12 protein-coding genes are annotated in these 15,347 nt (G+C 63.9%); 4 read left to right on the top strand and 8 right to left on the bottom strand.

From position 1 onward, the window contains the following. Positions 1 to 779: 779 nt before the first annotated feature. Positions 780 to 1,649 (bottom strand): CDP-diacylglycerol--serine O-phosphatidyltransferase, encoded by an 870-nt coding sequence (gene pssA / locus IOC61_RS13605; RefSeq protein ID WP_195689282.1) that lies wholly within the window; start codon positions 1,647 to 1,649, stop codon positions 780 to 782. Positions 1,650 to 1,810: 161 nt separating this feature from the next. Beyond that, complete coding sequence (gene ilvC, locus IOC61_RS13600) at positions 1,811 to 2,827, bottom strand: ketol-acid reductoisomerase (RefSeq protein WP_132045234.1); 1,017 nt, start codon at positions 2,825 to 2,827, stop codon at positions 1,811 to 1,813. A 189-nt stretch (positions 2,828 to 3,016) separates the two neighbouring features. Between ilvC and ilvY the strand changes: the two genes are divergently transcribed. Next, positions 3,017 to 3,904 (top strand): HTH-type transcriptional activator IlvY, encoded by an 888-nt coding sequence (ilvY, locus tag IOC61_RS13595; RefSeq protein WP_195689332.1) that lies wholly within the window; start codon positions 3,017 to 3,019, stop codon positions 3,902 to 3,904. A gap of 187 nt (positions 3,905 to 4,091) precedes the next feature. Here the strand turns inward: ilvY and IOC61_RS13590 are convergent, their stop codons facing one another. Beyond that, complete coding sequence (locus IOC61_RS13590) at positions 4,092 to 5,033, bottom strand: LysR substrate-binding domain-containing protein (RefSeq protein WP_195689281.1); 942 nt, start codon at positions 5,031 to 5,033, stop codon at positions 4,092 to 4,094. A 119-nt stretch (positions 5,034 to 5,152) separates the two neighbouring features. Here IOC61_RS13590 and IOC61_RS13585 point away from each other — a divergent pair, with 119 nt between their 5' ends. Both IOC61_RS13585 and ycaC read left to right on the top strand, forming a co-directional pair. After that, entirely contained in the window at positions 5,153 to 6,025 is an 873-nt protein-coding gene (locus IOC61_RS13585) for a pirin family protein (protein WP_195689280.1), read from the top strand. Positions 6,026 to 6,097: 72 nt separating this feature from the next. Next, complete coding sequence (gene ycaC / locus IOC61_RS13580) at positions 6,098 to 6,724, top strand: isochorismate family cysteine hydrolase YcaC (protein WP_195689279.1); 627 nt, start codon at positions 6,098 to 6,100, stop codon at positions 6,722 to 6,724. Positions 6,725 to 7,015: 291 nt separating this feature from the next. Here ycaC and ilvN read toward each other — a convergent pair whose 3' ends face one another. The 5 genes from ilvN to rluD form a co-directional block, all read right to left on the bottom strand. Next, positions 7,016 to 7,507 carry an acetolactate synthase small subunit gene (gene ilvN, locus IOC61_RS13575; protein ID WP_132045230.1) on the bottom strand — a complete coding sequence of 164 codons (492 nt, stop codon included), beginning with the start codon at positions 7,505 to 7,507 and terminating at the stop codon, positions 7,016 to 7,018. Further along, positions 7,507 to 9,231 carry an acetolactate synthase 3 large subunit gene (locus IOC61_RS13570; protein WP_195689278.1) on the bottom strand — a complete coding sequence of 575 codons (1,725 nt, stop codon included), beginning with the start codon at positions 9,229 to 9,231 and terminating at the stop codon, positions 7,507 to 7,509. The genes ilvN and IOC61_RS13570 overlap by 1 nt, the downstream gene beginning before the upstream one ends. A gap of 521 nt (positions 9,232 to 9,752) precedes the next feature. Then, positions 9,753 to 12,362 carry an ATP-dependent chaperone ClpB gene (gene clpB / locus IOC61_RS13565; RefSeq protein WP_195689277.1) on the bottom strand — a complete coding sequence of 870 codons (2,610 nt, stop codon included), beginning with the start codon at positions 12,360 to 12,362 and terminating at the stop codon, positions 9,753 to 9,755. A 144-nt stretch (positions 12,363 to 12,506) separates the two neighbouring features. Further along, on the bottom strand, positions 12,507 to 13,262 hold the full coding sequence (pgeF, locus tag IOC61_RS13560) for a peptidoglycan editing factor PgeF (protein WP_195689276.1): 756 nt from the start codon (positions 13,260 to 13,262) through the stop codon (positions 12,507 to 12,509). A gap of 26 nt (positions 13,263 to 13,288) precedes the next feature. After that, positions 13,289 to 14,248, bottom strand: a complete 960-nt coding sequence (rluD, locus tag IOC61_RS13555; protein WP_195689275.1) for a 23S rRNA pseudouridine(1911/1915/1917) synthase RluD — start codon at positions 14,246 to 14,248, stop codon at positions 13,289 to 13,291. Between the two features lie 135 nt (positions 14,249 to 14,383). Here rluD and IOC61_RS13550 point away from each other — a divergent pair, with 135 nt between their 5' ends. After that, positions 14,384 to 15,268 (top strand): outer membrane protein assembly factor BamD, encoded by an 885-nt coding sequence (locus IOC61_RS13550; RefSeq protein WP_195689274.1) that lies wholly within the window; start codon positions 14,384 to 14,386, stop codon positions 15,266 to 15,268. Positions 15,269 to 15,347 lie beyond the last annotated feature (79 nt).

The raw sequence follows: 15,347 nt of genomic DNA, 5'->3' as shown, positions 1-15,347 counted from the left end.
CCGTCCGCCGCTCGACGCCTGGAAGCAAGCTTCCATCGTTTCCGCTCGACTTGCATGTGTTAGGCCTGCCGCCAGCGTTCAATCTGAGCCATGATCAAACTCTTCAGTTTAAGATCATAAGTGCTTGAAGCAGCACCAAACTTGGCTCAAGGTTCAAACGTCTCAAATAGATCTTGCGATCTATGACGAGTCGCTTGCCTTGATGGTTCTGTGACATGATCACCGAGCCATCGACAAGCGCCCACATGAATTACCTGATCGATTGTTAAAGAGCGGCTCACGTCTCGTTGAGAGACGGAGCGTCTCGCTTGCTGTCGTGCCGTCGCTTTATCACCTGGTACCGAACTGCATACCGAAGAAGCGGCGGTCTCGCCAGCGCCCTGCGAGGAAGGCGTATTCTACGTGACTGACTGTCGTTGTCAACCCGGCGAAGTATTCCGAGGAACCTTGCGAGTGACCGACACCTTTCGACACTCAACCCTTGAAGGGTCGTTTCGAGAGGATCGCCGCGGAGGCCGTGAGGCCGCCGTCACGAGTGGCGCACATTCTAGCGAATCTGCCGCGACTGTCAACCGGTGATTTTCGAAGCCTTCCGAAAAAAACCATTGTAGAACAGCCACTTCTGCCACCTCCACCGCCTGCAACGTTTGCCCGTTGCCGGCAGCGGATGCGTACTTTACGGCTTTCCTGGCGGGTCCGCAAGGCCTTCCTGTAAAAAAGCTTCAAAACCGACGACGCCCGCACGGGGCGGGCGTCGATACAGGCGGCGTGAGCGCGGATCAGCGAGATGGAGGCGCATGACGCAGCTTGCGCATCGTCGCCATCAGCGGGCCCGAGGCGACATAGGCGCCGAACAGCAGCAACAGCATCACAGAGGGCTCCAGGGAGATCACCACGAAGCCCAGCACGATGGCGAGCAGCACCACGAAGGGGACCGGCCCCTTGACGTCCACATCCTTGAAGCTGTAGTAGCGAATATTGCTGACCATCAGCACTCCGGCGGCACCGACAATCACCAGCATCAGCAGCTTGTAGCCGAAGGCTTCGGCATCGAAGCTATGGAAGGTCCAGACACTGGCCGCCACCAGCGCCGCCGCCGAGGGGCTGGGCAGGCCAATGAACCACTTCTTGTCGACGCTGCCGACCTGTACGTTGAAGCGGGCCAGCCGCAAGGCGGCACAGGCCACATAGAGAAAGGCCACCACCCAGCCGGTCTTGCCGATATCCTGAAGAATCCAGGTAAAGGACACCAGCGCTGGCGCCACCCCGAAGGAGAGCATATCGGAGAGGCTGTCGTACTCGGCACCGAAGGCGCTCTGGGTATTGGTCATCCGGGCGACCCGGCCATCCAGCCCATCGAGCACCATGGCGATAAAGATCGCCACGGAAGCCGCGGCAAAGTCACCGTTGATACCGGCAACAACGGCGAAGAAGCCGGCGAACAGGGCCGAAGTGGTAAAGAGGTTGGGCAACAGATAGATACCCTTGCGCCGGACGGTACGCCCATCCTCTTCGGCCTCCTCGATCACCTCCGTCTCACGCAGAAAGACCGACGCCAGGTCCTCTTCCCGGTGGCCCCCCTGCTCCCGGGGCGAATCCTCGCCATGCGGCGTGTCGACATGCTCGTTATTACGGGAATCCTGACTCATTGTCCCACCTATTGCCTGGAAGTCATGCTGGCCATTCTTGCACGACCACCCACAAGCGCAAAGCCGACTCGCTGCCATTCAGTGTCGGTCACACCAAAACGACCAGGGGCGCGGTCACCCGCGCCCCTGGTCGTGTTGTCACTCTCGACCGAACCGGACGATCAGTTCTTGGTCTTGTCGACCAGCTGGTTGGCGGCGATCCACGGCATCATGCCGCGCAGCTTGGCCCCCACCTGCTCGATCTCATGCTCGGCGTTCAGGCGACGACGGGCGGTCATCGAGGGGTAGTTGCTGTTGCCCTCGTTGATGAACATCTTGGCATACTCGCCGGTCTGGATACGCTTGAGCGCATTGCGCATGGCGGCACGCGACTGCTCGTTGATCACCTCGGTGCCGGTCACGTACTCGCCATACTCCGCGTTGTTGGAGATGGAGTAGTTCATGTTGGCGATGCCGCCCTCGTACATCAGGTCGACGATCAGCTTGAGCTCATGCAGGCACTCGAAGTAGGCCATTTCCGGTGCGTAGCCTGCCTCGGTGAGGGTCTCGAAACCGGCCTTGACCAGCTCGACGGCGCCACCGCACAGCACGGCCTGCTCGCCGAACAGGTCGGTCTCGGTCTCATCCTTGAAGGTGGTCTCGATGATACCGCTGCGACCGCCGCCGATGGCTGCCGCGTAGGAGAGCGACAGCTCCTTGGCATTGCCGGTAGCATCCTGGTGAATGGCGATCAGGTCGGGGATGCCGCCGCCACGCACGAACTCGGAGCGCACGGTATGGCCCGGCGCCTTGGGGGCGATCATCACCACATCCAGGTCGCTGCGCGGCTCGATCTGGTTGTAGTGGATGTTGAAGCCATGGGCGAAGGCCAGGGTCGCGCCCTGCTTCAGGTTGGGCTCGACCTGATTCTCGTAGATCGCCTTCTGGTTCTCGTCAGGCGCCAGGATCATCACCACATCGGCGCTCTTGCACGCCTCCTCGACGGAAGCCACCTTGAGGCCAGCACCCTCAGCCTTGGCGGCAGAAGAGGATCCCTCACGCAGGGCGACGGTAACGTCGACACCCGACTCCTTGAGGTTGTTGGCATGGGCATGCCCCTGGGAGCCGTAACCCACGATGGTGACCTTCTTGCCCTGGATAAGGGAGAGATCGCAATCCTTGTCGTAATAAACGTGCATCTCGTGCTCCTGGAAACGTGATCTGAAAAACATGGTTGAGTAAGGCGTGTCAGCGTCGATGGCCACCCGCCCCGTCTAGCGCAGGGCTGGGCTTGCGGCATCCGATGACCCAACCATACGCCAGCCCAGCCATTGCGTAAAACGCTATATTTGCAACGATACATCCCGATTTGTGCAATAATAATGACCATGGACATGCGCCCCCTCAATCACTTCCTCGCCCTGGCGGAATCCCTGCACTTCGGGCGCGCCAGCGAGGCGTGTCACATCAGCACCTCCACCCTCTCCCGCTCCATCCGACATCTGGAGGAGAGCCTGGGCGTCACCCTCTTCGAGCGCGACAATCGCCACGTGGCGCTGACTCGCCAGGGCGAGATCTTCCAGCACTATGCCCGTGAGACCCTCGAGCGCTGGGAAGAGCTACGCCAGTCGCTGATGAGCGAGGCCCGCCGACTGACCGGCAAGATCAGCGTCTACTGCTCGGTCACCGCCAGCTACAGCTTCCTCTACGAGCTGCTCAGCGAGTTTCGCAGCCACCACCCCGGCATCGAGCTCAAGCTGCACACCGGCGACCCCGCCGAAGCCATGAACCGGGTCCTGGCCGGTGACGAGGACATGGCGATCACCCCTCGCCCGCGCCAGCCCCCGGAGGCCCTCGCCTTCAAGTCGCTGACCCGAGCCCCGCTGGTGTTTATCGCCCCCAGGGAGGCACCGGACTGGATCCCCTCCACGCCCGAGACACCCTGCGCCGAGCAGTGGCGTGAGGTACCGATGATCCTCTCCGAGGCGGGACTCTCGCGCAGCTACGCCGACACCTGGTTTCGCGCCCTGGGCATCGTGCCGAGGATCTATGCCCAGGTTGCCGGACACGAGGCGATCGTCAGCATGGTGGGCCTGAGCTTCGGCATCGGCGTGGTGCCCCGGATCGTGCTCGACAACAGCCCGCTGCGCGAGCGAGTGCGCGTGCTGCCCGTGAAGCCGGAACTGCCCCATTACGACGTCGGCCTCTGCGTGCTGGAACGGCGCCTGAAGAGCCCGCTGATCCGCGCCCTGTGGGATGAAGTGGCGGAAAGGTAGGCAATGAGCTGGCGAAAAAACAACTTTTACGCAACGTCTTTACATAAAAACCGCCGCCCCAGGAGGGCCTGGATAGGCGGTCAGCATGAGTAAAGAAAACGACGTTTTTCTTATCGCGTGAAATTGAAAGGTCATAGCCCTGTAGGCGGTATTGTGAGTGTCTACAGGAGACGTCGGCGTTTATCCATCAAGACGTTCCTTGCGCGTTGATCAGAGCCTCCAGGGTAGCGAAGTCCTCCTCCGCGATCTGCTCGTCCAGAAAGTCGAGAAGCGCCCGGACCGCCGGCAGCAGTCCCCGCCGCGAGGGAAAGACCGCATGCAGGATTCCCCCCCGAGGCTCCCAGCCCGGAAGGACGTCGACCAACCGTCCGGCCTGGATATCCCGAGCGCCGACCAGTAACCCAAGCTTGACCACGCCAAGCCCTTTCAGCGCGGCGGCATGCAGGGTCTCGGCGCTGTCGGTAACCAGCCGCGGTCGATGGGAGATTTGCGCGCTGGCCCCCTCTGGCCCTACCAGGTCCCAGCAGTGGCGGTTGTCGTATGATTCGAAGTCGAGACTCGGCAGCCCGGCGAGATCTGCCGGGCTGCGGGGCCATGGCCGGTTGTTAAACAGGGTAGGGGCGGCCATCAGCCGTTGAGGGCTTGAAGCGAGCACCTTCATGGTCAGGTCGCTGTCCTCAATCGGCGGGAAGCGCACACGGATCGCCAGATCGAGGCCTTCCTTGATCACGTCCACCCGCCGGCTGGTGGCCTCCACCTGAACCTCCACCTTGGGACAGCGAGCCATGAAGCGCACTAGCAGCGGCGTGATCAGATAGTGCAGCACGCTGGGCGAGCAGCTCAGCCGTACCGTGCCCTGAGGTTCGGCATGATGGCGCTGGATCAGCTCCTCGGCGGCTTCCGCCTCTACCAGCATGGCCAGGCAGTGACGATAGTAGGCCTGCCCCAGCTCGGTGACCGAGAGGTGACGGGTCGAACGGTTGATCAGCCGCGTAGCGAGGCGCTCCTCTAGCTGGTTGATGCGCCGGCTCAGCTTCGACTTGGGAATGCCCAGAGCGCGCCCGGCCGGGGCGAAGCCGCCGTGGTCCACCACCTTAACGAAGTAGTAGAGGTCGTTGAGGTCCTGCATGTTTTCGTTCCACCAGTGAAACGCTGAGTGTCAATTTCAGCGTATAAAAGCATCACTGTTCAAGGTGTAGGCTTTCTGCATCGGAAGGCAAGCCTCTTCCGTCATGACAGGAGCCGAAGATGAAGGCGATACAAGCAGTATACGGCGCCCCACGCGGTCATTGGGTCGGCGACGGTTTTCCGGTGCGCTCCCTGCTCAGCTACGACCGCCTGGGGGCCGAACACATCAGCCCGTTCCTGCTGCTCGACCATGCCGGTCCGCACAGCTTTAGCCCGACTCGCTACCGCCGAGGGGTGGGACCCCATCCCCATCGGGGCTTCGAGACCGTGACGCTGGTCTACCAGGGAGCTCTTGAGCACCGCGACTCGGCGGGGCATGGCGGCCAGATCGGCGAGGGCGATGTCCAGTGGATGACCGCCGGCGCAGGTATCGTTCATGAGGAGTACCACGCACCAGCCTTCGCCGAAGGTGGTGGCCTCCTGGAAATGGTGCAGCTATGGGTCAACCTGCCGGCCCGGGACAAGTCCGCCTCGCCAGCCTACCAGACCCTTCTCGACAGCGAGATCCCCCGAGTCGAGCTGCGGGGTAATGCCGGCCAGCTCAGAGTGGTCGCGGGCAGCTATCTTGATCGGCAAGGTCCCGCTCGCACCTTTACTCCCATCAACGTCTGGGACCTGCGCCTGGTGGCCGGTGGTGATGTCAGGCTCGACATACCCGAGGGCCATACGACCCTACTGGTCGTGCTGGAGGGCACGGTACTGATCAACGGCGAGCGCATCGTCCGCGACGAGAGCGTCGTCGCCTTCGAGCGCCCCGGTGAGGCCTTTCACCTGGAGGCCAACAACGACGCCAAGCTGTTACTGCTGAGCGGCGAACCCATCGACGAACCGGTAGCCGGCCAGGGTCCCTTCGTGATGAACAACGAGATCGAGATCCAGCAAGCCTTTGCCGACTTCCAAGCCGGAAAGTTCGGCGATTCGAGGGGCAGATGAGCCCCCACCCTTGCCCGGCGATGGTCGCCGGGCAGTCCCCTGACTGCCAATGACAGCGAAAGGAGAATGACCATGTCCTTTACCTACAACCGACTCGACAAGGATGATGTGGCCCTGCTGATGGTGGACCACCAGGCCGGCCTGCTCTCTCTGGTGCGCGACTTCAGCCCGGACGACTTCAAGAACAATGTCCTGGCCCTGGCCGATATCGCCAGGTTCTTCGCTATCCCCACCATCCTCACCACCAGTTTCGAGGATGGACCCAACGGCCCCATGGTGCCGGAGCTCAAGGAGATGTTCCCGCAGGCGCCTTATTTGGCCCGCCCGGGGCAGATCAACGCCTGGGACAACGAGGAGTTCGTCGCCGCCATCAAGGCCACCGGCAAGAAGCAGCTGCTGATCGCCGGGGTGGTCACCGAAGTGTGCGTGGCCTTCCCGGCGCTCTCGGCCCTGGAGGAGGGCTATGAGGTCTTCGTGGTCACCGACGCTTCCGGAACCTTCAATCAGACCGCTCGGGAGGCCGCCTGGGATCGCATGTCCCAGGCCGGTGCCCAGCTGATGACCTGGTTCGGCGTGGGCTGCGAGCTGCACCGCGACTGGCGTAACGATATCGAAGGCTTCGGCGGCCTGCTGGCCGGCCACCTGCCCGCCTACGCCAACCTGATGCAGAGTTATAATCAGCAAAGCAAGCTGGACTAAGGCGCTGACCCGGTACGAACCCATGACAGCGACCAGGCGACAAGCCTCGAATAGGCACCGCTGTGCGTCTCGACGCTGGCGATAGAGCGCCGAGGGCTCGGCCGCCGGCAAGGCGCTTCAGGGTGACCTGGAGATCAGGGGCGACACCTGCGCCACCCACAAGCTGGCCTATCTGGGCAGCGGCCGCGACGAGGTGCCGGTGGCGTTGCCCGTCGGCGGCCGGGTCCTGCTGGCAGCAGAAGGCCGCCTCTCGAGGCGGCCTTCGCATACCACTAACAACCAGGAGTCGAGCTAGAGGCTCAACACCTTGTCGCCCCGGGCAATCCCCGACACCCCGGTACGCGCCACTTCCAGCACTCCTACCGGCTCCATGGCCTGCAGGAAGGCATCGAGCTTGCCGGCGTCGCCGGCGATCTGCACGGTGAACAGGCTCGGGCTCACATCGACGATCTGCGCGCGGAAGATATCCGCGGTGCGCTTGACCTCGTCGCGGTTCGCCCCCAATGCCTTCACCTTCACCAGCATCAACTCCCGCTCGATATGGTTGCCCTCGGTGAGGTCGACCAGCTTGACCACATCGATCAGCTTGTTGAGGTGCTTGGTGATCTGCTCGACGACCCGGTCGTCTCCCACGGTCGTGACCGTCAGGCGCGACAGGGTCGGGTCCTCGGTGGGCGCCACGTTCAGCGTCTCGATATTGAAGTTACGCTGAGAGAAGAGCCCCACCACGCGAGACAGGGCGCCCGGTTCGTTTTCCATCAGAATCGAGATGATATGGCGCATCAGGTCCGCTCCGTCTTGGAAAGCAGCATGTCACGCATGGAGCCAAGGGGCACCTGCATCGGATAGACGTGCTCGTGCGGGTCAACCGCAACGTCGAGGAACACCAGCTCGTGCGGATCGGCGAAGGCACGCTCCAGTGCCGGCTCGAGCTCTTCGAGGGTCTCGACCTTCAGCGCAGTGAAGCCATAGGACTCGATCAGCTTCTGGAAGTCGGGCAGCGACTCCATGTAGGAGTGCGCATGGCGCGACTTGTAGTTAAGGTCCTGCCACTGGCGCACCATGCCCAGTGACGCATTGTTGAGGTTGACGATCTTCACGCCGCCCCCGAACTGCTTACAGGTGGAGAGCTCCTGCATCATCATCTGGAAGCTGCCCTCCCCGGTCACGCAGATCACCTGCTCATCCGGGAAGTTCTGCTTGATTCCCATGGCGGCCGGGAATCCGAAGCCCATGGTGCCAAGCCCCCCCGAGGTAATGAAGCGGTTGGGCTTGTCGAACTTGTAATACTGGGCCGCGAACATCTGGTGCTGTCCGACATCGGTGGTCACATAGGCCTCGCCGCGCGTCACCCGGCACAGTGCCTCGACCACCTCCTGGGGCTTGAGCGTCTCGCCGGGCCTGGAGGGCTCATAGAGCTTGCCCGCGCGCTCTTCGCGCCAGCCCTCGATCTTCTGCCACCACTCCTCGAGGGCCTCCGGATTGGCGATCTCCTTGCCCTGCACCAGGCTGATCATCTCGCTGATCACGCTGCCCGCCGGCCCCACGATGGGCACATCGGCCCGCACGGTCTTGGAGACCGAGCTGGGGTCGATATCCACATGGATGACCTTGGCGGTGGGGCAGAACTTCGAGGTGTTGTTGGTCACGCGGTCGTCGAAACGCGCGCCGATGGCGATCACCAGATCGGCATGGTGCATGGCCATGTTCGACTCATAGGAGCCGTGCATGCCCAGCCAGCCCAGGCACTGGCGGTCGCTCTGGGGATAGGCGCCGATGCCCATCAGGGTGGTGGTGATGGGGTAGCCCAGTCGCTTGACCAGGTCGGTCAGGCCTTCGCTGGCCCGCCCGGTGACCACCCCGCCGCCGGTATAGAACACCGGGCGCTTGGCCTTGAGCATCAGCTCCACGGCCTTCTTGATCTGACCGCTATGGCCGCGGGTCACCGGATTGTACGAGCGCATCTTGACCTTCTTGGGGTAGACGTACTCGTAGCGCTCGGTGGGGGCCGTCATGTCCTTGGGAATATCCACCACGACCGGGCCCGGCCGGCCACTGGCGGCCAGGTAGTAGGCCTTCTTGAGGACTTCCGGAATCTCGCTCGGATGCTTGATCGAGAAGCTGTGCTTCACGATCGGCCGAGTCACGCCAACGATGTCGGTTTCCTGGAAGGCATCATCGCCGATCAGGTGGCTCATCACCTGGCCACACAGCACCACCATCGGAATCGAGTCCATGTAGGCGGTGGCGATGCCGGTGACGGCGTTGGTAGCGCCGGGACCGGAGGTCACCAGTACCGTGCCTGGCTTGCCGGAGGCTCGCGCATAGCCATCGGCGGCATGGGTGGCGGCCTGTTCATGGCGTACCAGGATATGTTTGACCTTGTCCTGGCGGAACAGGGCGTCATAGATATGCAGCGCCGCGCCACCGGGATAACCATAGATATATTCGACGCCCTCATCCTGCAGGAAGCGGGCGATCATGTCCGCGCCGGAAAGCAATTCCACGTGTTTTTCTCCCCTGGAGGTCTCGAGTGCGATCCGTCACCACTTGGGGCAACGGTGTCGAGTGCGGCGGTATGCCGCTGCCGGATACACCGGCACCTGATGCCAAACCCTGGCAAGAAGCCCTGTTAGGGCCTGCACTCTCATCACGGCGGTTTGCCGCGTCGGGGCGTTGGCCGACTCGGGCGGTGAGCCCGCAATCGGAAGTCCTTCGGCGGGTAGAGGCCACAGGCCTACCCTTCACACGGTAATGGGGGATTGCCCGCTGGGTCCGTGCCCGTATCAGGAAGGGTCAAGATTCCATTAGCGCCAAGGGCGTGTCAACCGCGGAAACAGCGTGGGTAGCCCATGGAAGGGGGTTGGGCAAGGCGAGATTGGAAATCTGATCCAAAAAAAAGCCCGCGCTCTCGCGGGGAGGGGCGGGCAAGGGGGTTACAGGACGCAACCTGTCATTCAGTCTAGCCGGCCAGGCTCAGGATGCGAGTGCCGACGCCCGCTCAGCGTGCGCCGGCACCGGCTTCCCTTCACTTCTGTGCGGCAACACCGTCCCGAGACTCGCCGAACACCAGCCGATCCTCTTCGGCGTCCACCTGGATGGTGTCGCCGGGCGCGAACTTCCCGGCCAGCAGATCCTGGGCCAGCGGGTTCTCGATACGCGCCTGGATGGCCCGCTTGAGCGGCCGCGCACCGAAGACCGGATCGAAGCCCACCACCGCGAGCTGGGCCATGGCCGCATCGCTGACCTCCAGAGAGAGCTCATGCTCCGCCAGTCGCATACGCAGGCGGTCGAGCTGGATCCCGGCGATGGCCTGGATCTGCTCCTGTCCGAGGGCATGGAACACCACCACCTCATCGATGCGGTTGATCAGCTCGGGGCGGAAGTGAGTACCGACCACCTCCATTACCGCACTCTTCATCTGCTCGTAACCGGTGTCGCCACCACCCATGCGCTGGATGATGTCCGAGCCCATGTTGGAGGTCATCACGATCACCGTATTGCGGAAGTCCACGGTGCGACCCTGGCCATCGGTGAGGCGTCCATCTTCCAGCACCTGCAGCAGGATATTGAAGACATCCGGGTGTGCCTTCTCCACCTCGTCGAGCAGCAGCACCGAGTAGGGCTTGCGACGCACCGCCTCGGTCAGATAGCCACCCTCCTCATAGCCGACATAGCCGGGAGGGGCACCGATCAGCCTTGCCACGGAGTGCTTCTCCATGAACTCCGACATGTCGATGCGTACCATCGCCTCCTCGGTATCGAAGAGGAAGTTGGCCAGCGACTTGCACAGCTCCGTCTTGCCGACCCCGGTGGGGCCGAGGAACAGGAAGGAGCCATTGGGACGATGTGGATCGGCCAGCCCCGCCCGGGAACGACGCACGGCATTGGCCACCGCGGTCACCGCCTCGTGCTGGCCGATCACCCGCTCATGCAGCGCCTCCTCCATGCGCAGCAGCTTGTCACGCTCACCCTCGAGCATCTTGGCGACCGGAATGCCGGTCCAGCGCGAGACCACCTCGGCGATCTCCTCCTCGGTGACGTTGGAGCGCAGCAGGGTATGCTTCGAGGTATCCGACTCGGCCTCGCTGAACTCGGCGATCTTCTTCTCGAGCTCGGGGATCACGCCGTACTGCAGCTCGGACATCCGCGCCAGGTCCCCCTGTCGCCTGGCCTGTTCCAGATCGATGCGAGCCCGGTCGAGCTCCTCCTTGAACTGTCCCGCCCCCTGGATGCTGGCCTTCTCGGCCTTCCACACCTCGTCGAGGTCGGCATAGTCACGCTCGAGCTCGGCGATCTCCTCCTCGAGGCTCTCCAGGCGCCGGCGAGAGGCCTCGTCGGTCTCCTTCTTGAGGTGCTCGCGCTCCATCTTCAGCTGAATCAGCCGGCGGTCGAGACGATCCATCTCCTCGGGCTTGGAGTCGAGCTCCATGCGAATGCGCGAGGAGGCCTCGTCGATCAGGTCGATCGCCTTGTCGGGCAGCTTGCGATCGGTGATATAGCGGGTGGAGAGCTTGGCCGCGGCGATAATGGCGCCATCCGTGATATCGACCTTGTGGTGCACCTCGTAGCGCTCCTTGAGGCCACGCAGGATCGCCACGGTGTCTTCCTCCGAGGGCTCATCCACCACCACCTTCTGGAAGCGACGCTCCAGCGCCGCATCCTTCTCGATGTACTGGCGATACTCATCGAGGGTGGTGGCGCCCACGCAGTGCAGCTCGCCACGAGCCAGGGCCGGCTTGAGCATATTGCCGGCATCCATGGCCCCCTCGGCCTTGCCGGCCCCCACCATGGTGTGCAGCTCATCGATAAACAGGATGACCCGGCCCTCCTCCTGGGCGAGCTCCTTGAGCACCGACTTGAGACGCTCCTCGAACTCGCCACGGAACTTGGCCCCGGCCAGCAGTGCGCCCATATCCAGCGACAGCACGCGCTTGTCCTTGAGCCCCTCGGGCACCTCGCCATCGACGATGCGCTGAGCCAGCCCCTCGACGATGGCGGTCTTGCCGACCCCGGGCTCACCGATCAGCACCGGGTTGTTCTTGGTGCGCCGCTGGAGGACCTGAATGGTGCGGCGGATCTCGTCATCACGCCCGATTACCGGGTCGATCTTGCCGCTGGCGGCCCGCTCGTTGAGGTCCAGGGTGTACTTTTCCAGCGCCTCGCGCTGATCCTCGGCATTGGGGTCATCGACCCTCTCGCCACCGCGCACGCCATCGACCGCGGACTCCAGCGCCTGGCGCGAGAGCCCCGCCTGGGTGAGTAGCTTGCCGACCGCGCCTCCCATCTCCAGCGCGGCGAGCAGCACCAGCTCGCTGGCGATGTACTGATCACCACGCTTCTGGGCCTCGCGATCGGTGAGATTGAACAGCTTGATCAGGTCGCGGGAGGGCTGCACCTCACCGTCGAACTGGGCGACCCTGGGCAGGTCGTCGAGATGCCCGACCAGCACATCGCGCAACCGGGCGGCATCGCCACCGGCCCTCTGAACCAGCGCCTTGGCACCGGTGTCGGTGGCGTCGAGCAGCGCCAGCAGCAGATGGCCGGGCTCGAGCTGGTTATGACCGTGCCCCACGGCCAGCGACTGGGCATCGGCCACGGCGTTCTGCAGCTTGGCGGTAAACTTGTCGAAACGCATATCACGTCCTCCATCGGGATGGCGAGGCGATCGGACGCCCCGCTTGACCCTGTGAATGTCTTGACAACTTAAATGGCGTCAAGACAGGCCGGTTTCAAGTCGGCCGTCGGGAGAAACGTTTGACACATTGACGCGGGTCAAGAGTCAGCGCAGCCAGATCACGCTGGCCATTCTTCCCGTGCTGCCATTGTCACGGCGGTGGGAATAGAAGCGTGACTCGCAGGCGGTGCAGAAGTGGCCGCCGCTGATATGGGAGACGCCCAGACGCTCCAGACGCAGGCGCGCCAGGCGGTAGAGGTCGGCCATGTAGTGGCCCAGGCGATAGGGGCTGGGGTCGAAGGCATCGGCGGCCTCGGGGTGCACGCCAACGAAGGCCTGATAGACCTCGGGTCCCACCTCGAACTGGGCATTGGAGATCGCCGGCCCCAGCCAGGCCAGCTGCTCCTCGGGCGGCACACCCAGTGCCGCCACCGTGGCCTCCAGCACCCCGCCCGCCAGCCCACGCCAGCCCGCATGGGCCACCGCCACGCGCTCGCCGCGGCGGTCACAGAAGAAGACCGGCAGGCAGTCGGCGGTAAGGACCACGCAGGCATGACCACGGTCGAGGGCGACCGCGGCATCGGCCTCCGGCGATTCGTCCGTATAGCCTTGCTGCACCCGCGCGCCGTGTACCTGATTGAGCCACAGCAGCGGTCGTTCGTTATCGACCTGCTTGTGCAGCAGGCGACGGCATAGCGCCACATGGGCGGGGTTGTCTCCCACATGGTCGGCCGGGTTGAAGCAGGCGAAGTCCCCCTGGCTGGGACCGGTCTCACGGGTGGTGACGAAGGCCCCCACGGAGGTGGGGGCCGGCCAGTCGGGCAGGACCAGGGTGGGCCGCAGGTCGGGGGCGTCGCTCATGACAGTATCCTCGGTGCCGCAGGGGTTCAGCGCATCGTCTCGTGATCGTCACGCAGGTAGTCGAGCAACATCAGCAGATCGTCCGGCAGGGCCGCCCGGAAGCTCATCGTCTCACCACTGCCCGGATGCACGAAAGCCAGCCGGCGGGCGTGCAGCGCCTGGCGCGGAAACTCGCGCAGAATCTCCTTGAGCGTATCCGAGGAGCCGGCGGGCAGCTTGAGACGACCGCCGTAGACGGGATCGCCGACCAGCGGGTAGCGCAGGTGCGCCAGGTGCACGCGGATCTGGTGAGTACGCCCGGTCTCCAGCCGGCAGCGCACATGGGTATGAGCACGGAAGCGCTCGACCACACGGTAGTGGGTCACCGCCGGCTTGCCGGCGGCGGTCACCGCCTGGCGCTTGCGATCCTTGGCATGTCGGCCGATCGGCGCATTCACTGTGCCGCCGGCGGTCATCACCCCCACGCTGATGGCGTCATACTCCCGTGACACCGTGCGTGCCTGCAGCTGCTCCACCAGCGCCGTCTGGGCGGCCAGTGTCCTGGCCACCACCATCAGGCCACTGGTGTCCTTGTCCAGGCGATGAACGATGCCGGCCCGGGGCACCGTCGCCAGCGCCGGGTCGTGATGCAGCAGCGCATTGAGCAGGGTGCCATTCGGGTTGCCTGCTGCCGGGTGCACCACCAGGCCCGGCGGCTTGTTGATCACCAGCACCTGCTCATCCTCGTACACCACCTCGAGGGGAATATCCTCGGGCTCGAAGCGGGTATCGTCCTCGACTTCGGTGCAGAGGCGCAGCCATTCGCCTCCGTAGACCTTATCCCTGGGGCGTGCCGTCTGGTCGTCCAGGGTCAGGTCGCCGGCCTTGATCCAGGCCTTCAGGCGCTCGCGGGAAAAGTCGGAGAAGAGCTCCGCCGCGGCCTGGTCGAGCCGCTGGCCGGCCATCGCGTCGGGAACACGCTGCTGTGCTTCGAAGGTCTGGGACATGAAGAGAGTGACCGTTTCGGGGATCGGAATCGGGCGCCGCCGATGACTGCGTTTTGCCACGCAGTGCTTTATAGTGGGCGGGTTTACGGCCGATTCTAACACGGCCCGTCCGCGTTGTTTGCCACGAGGATCACGATGCGCGTTTCCAACACCCCTGCCCGTTTCGCGGCCCTGCTCCTGGCTACCAGCCTGCTGACCGGCTGTTCCCTGTTCGGCGGTGGCTCCGACGCCTCGCCCGACGAGAGCGACAGCAGTGCACAAGCCAGCCCCTCACAGCGGGTTGCGGAGGAAGAGGTCGAGTATGCCAACCTCGGCGAGCGCGAACTCTACGAGGAGGCGCGCGACTCCCTGGACCGCGGCAACTTTACCGCGGCGATTTCCCAGCTCGAGGCACTCGATACCCGCTTCCCGTTCGGTGCTCACGCCGAGCAGGCCCAGCTGGAGCTGATCTACGCCTACTACGAGACCGACAACTGGGAGGCGACCCGTGCAGCGGCCAACCGCTTCATCCGCCTGCACCCCAGCCATCCCCAGGCCGACTATGCCCTCTACATGCGGGGGCTGGCCGCCTGGCAGGCCGGTCGCTTCAGCCTCGAGCGTCTCAAGCTGATCGACATCTCCAAGCGCGACCTGGGCGCCTCCCGCGATGCCTACAGCGACTTCCGCGAGCTTGGCCGGCTCTACCCCAACAGCCAGTACGTACCGGATGCTCGCCAGCGCATCATCTACCTGCGCAATCTGCTGTCGCGCCATGAGCTGCATGTCGCCGACTACTACATGCGCCGCGGCGCCTACCTCGCCGCCGTGGAGCGCGGTCGCTGGGTGATCGAGAACTACCCCCAGAGCGAGGCCACTCGCGACGCCCTGGCGGTCATGGTCGAAGGCTACCTGGGCCTGGAGATGCGCGACCGCGCCCGCGAGACCCTGCGAGTGCTGATCGACAACGCCCCCGACCACGAACAGCTGCGGGGCCGCACCTTCACGCCCCGCCACGTCGACGCCGACTCGATCTCGGCCTGACCGGCGGCAAGCTGCACGTCAGACGCATGCAATCGTTCGAAGTAAAAGAAAACCCGGAGGCCTCGGCCTCCGGGTTTTC

This window comes from Halomonas sp. KAO (assembly GCF_015595025.1).
Taxonomy (GTDB): Bacteria; Pseudomonadota; Gammaproteobacteria; order Pseudomonadales; family Halomonadaceae; genus Halomonas.
This window is presented reverse-complemented; position numbering and strand designations above follow the sequence as displayed.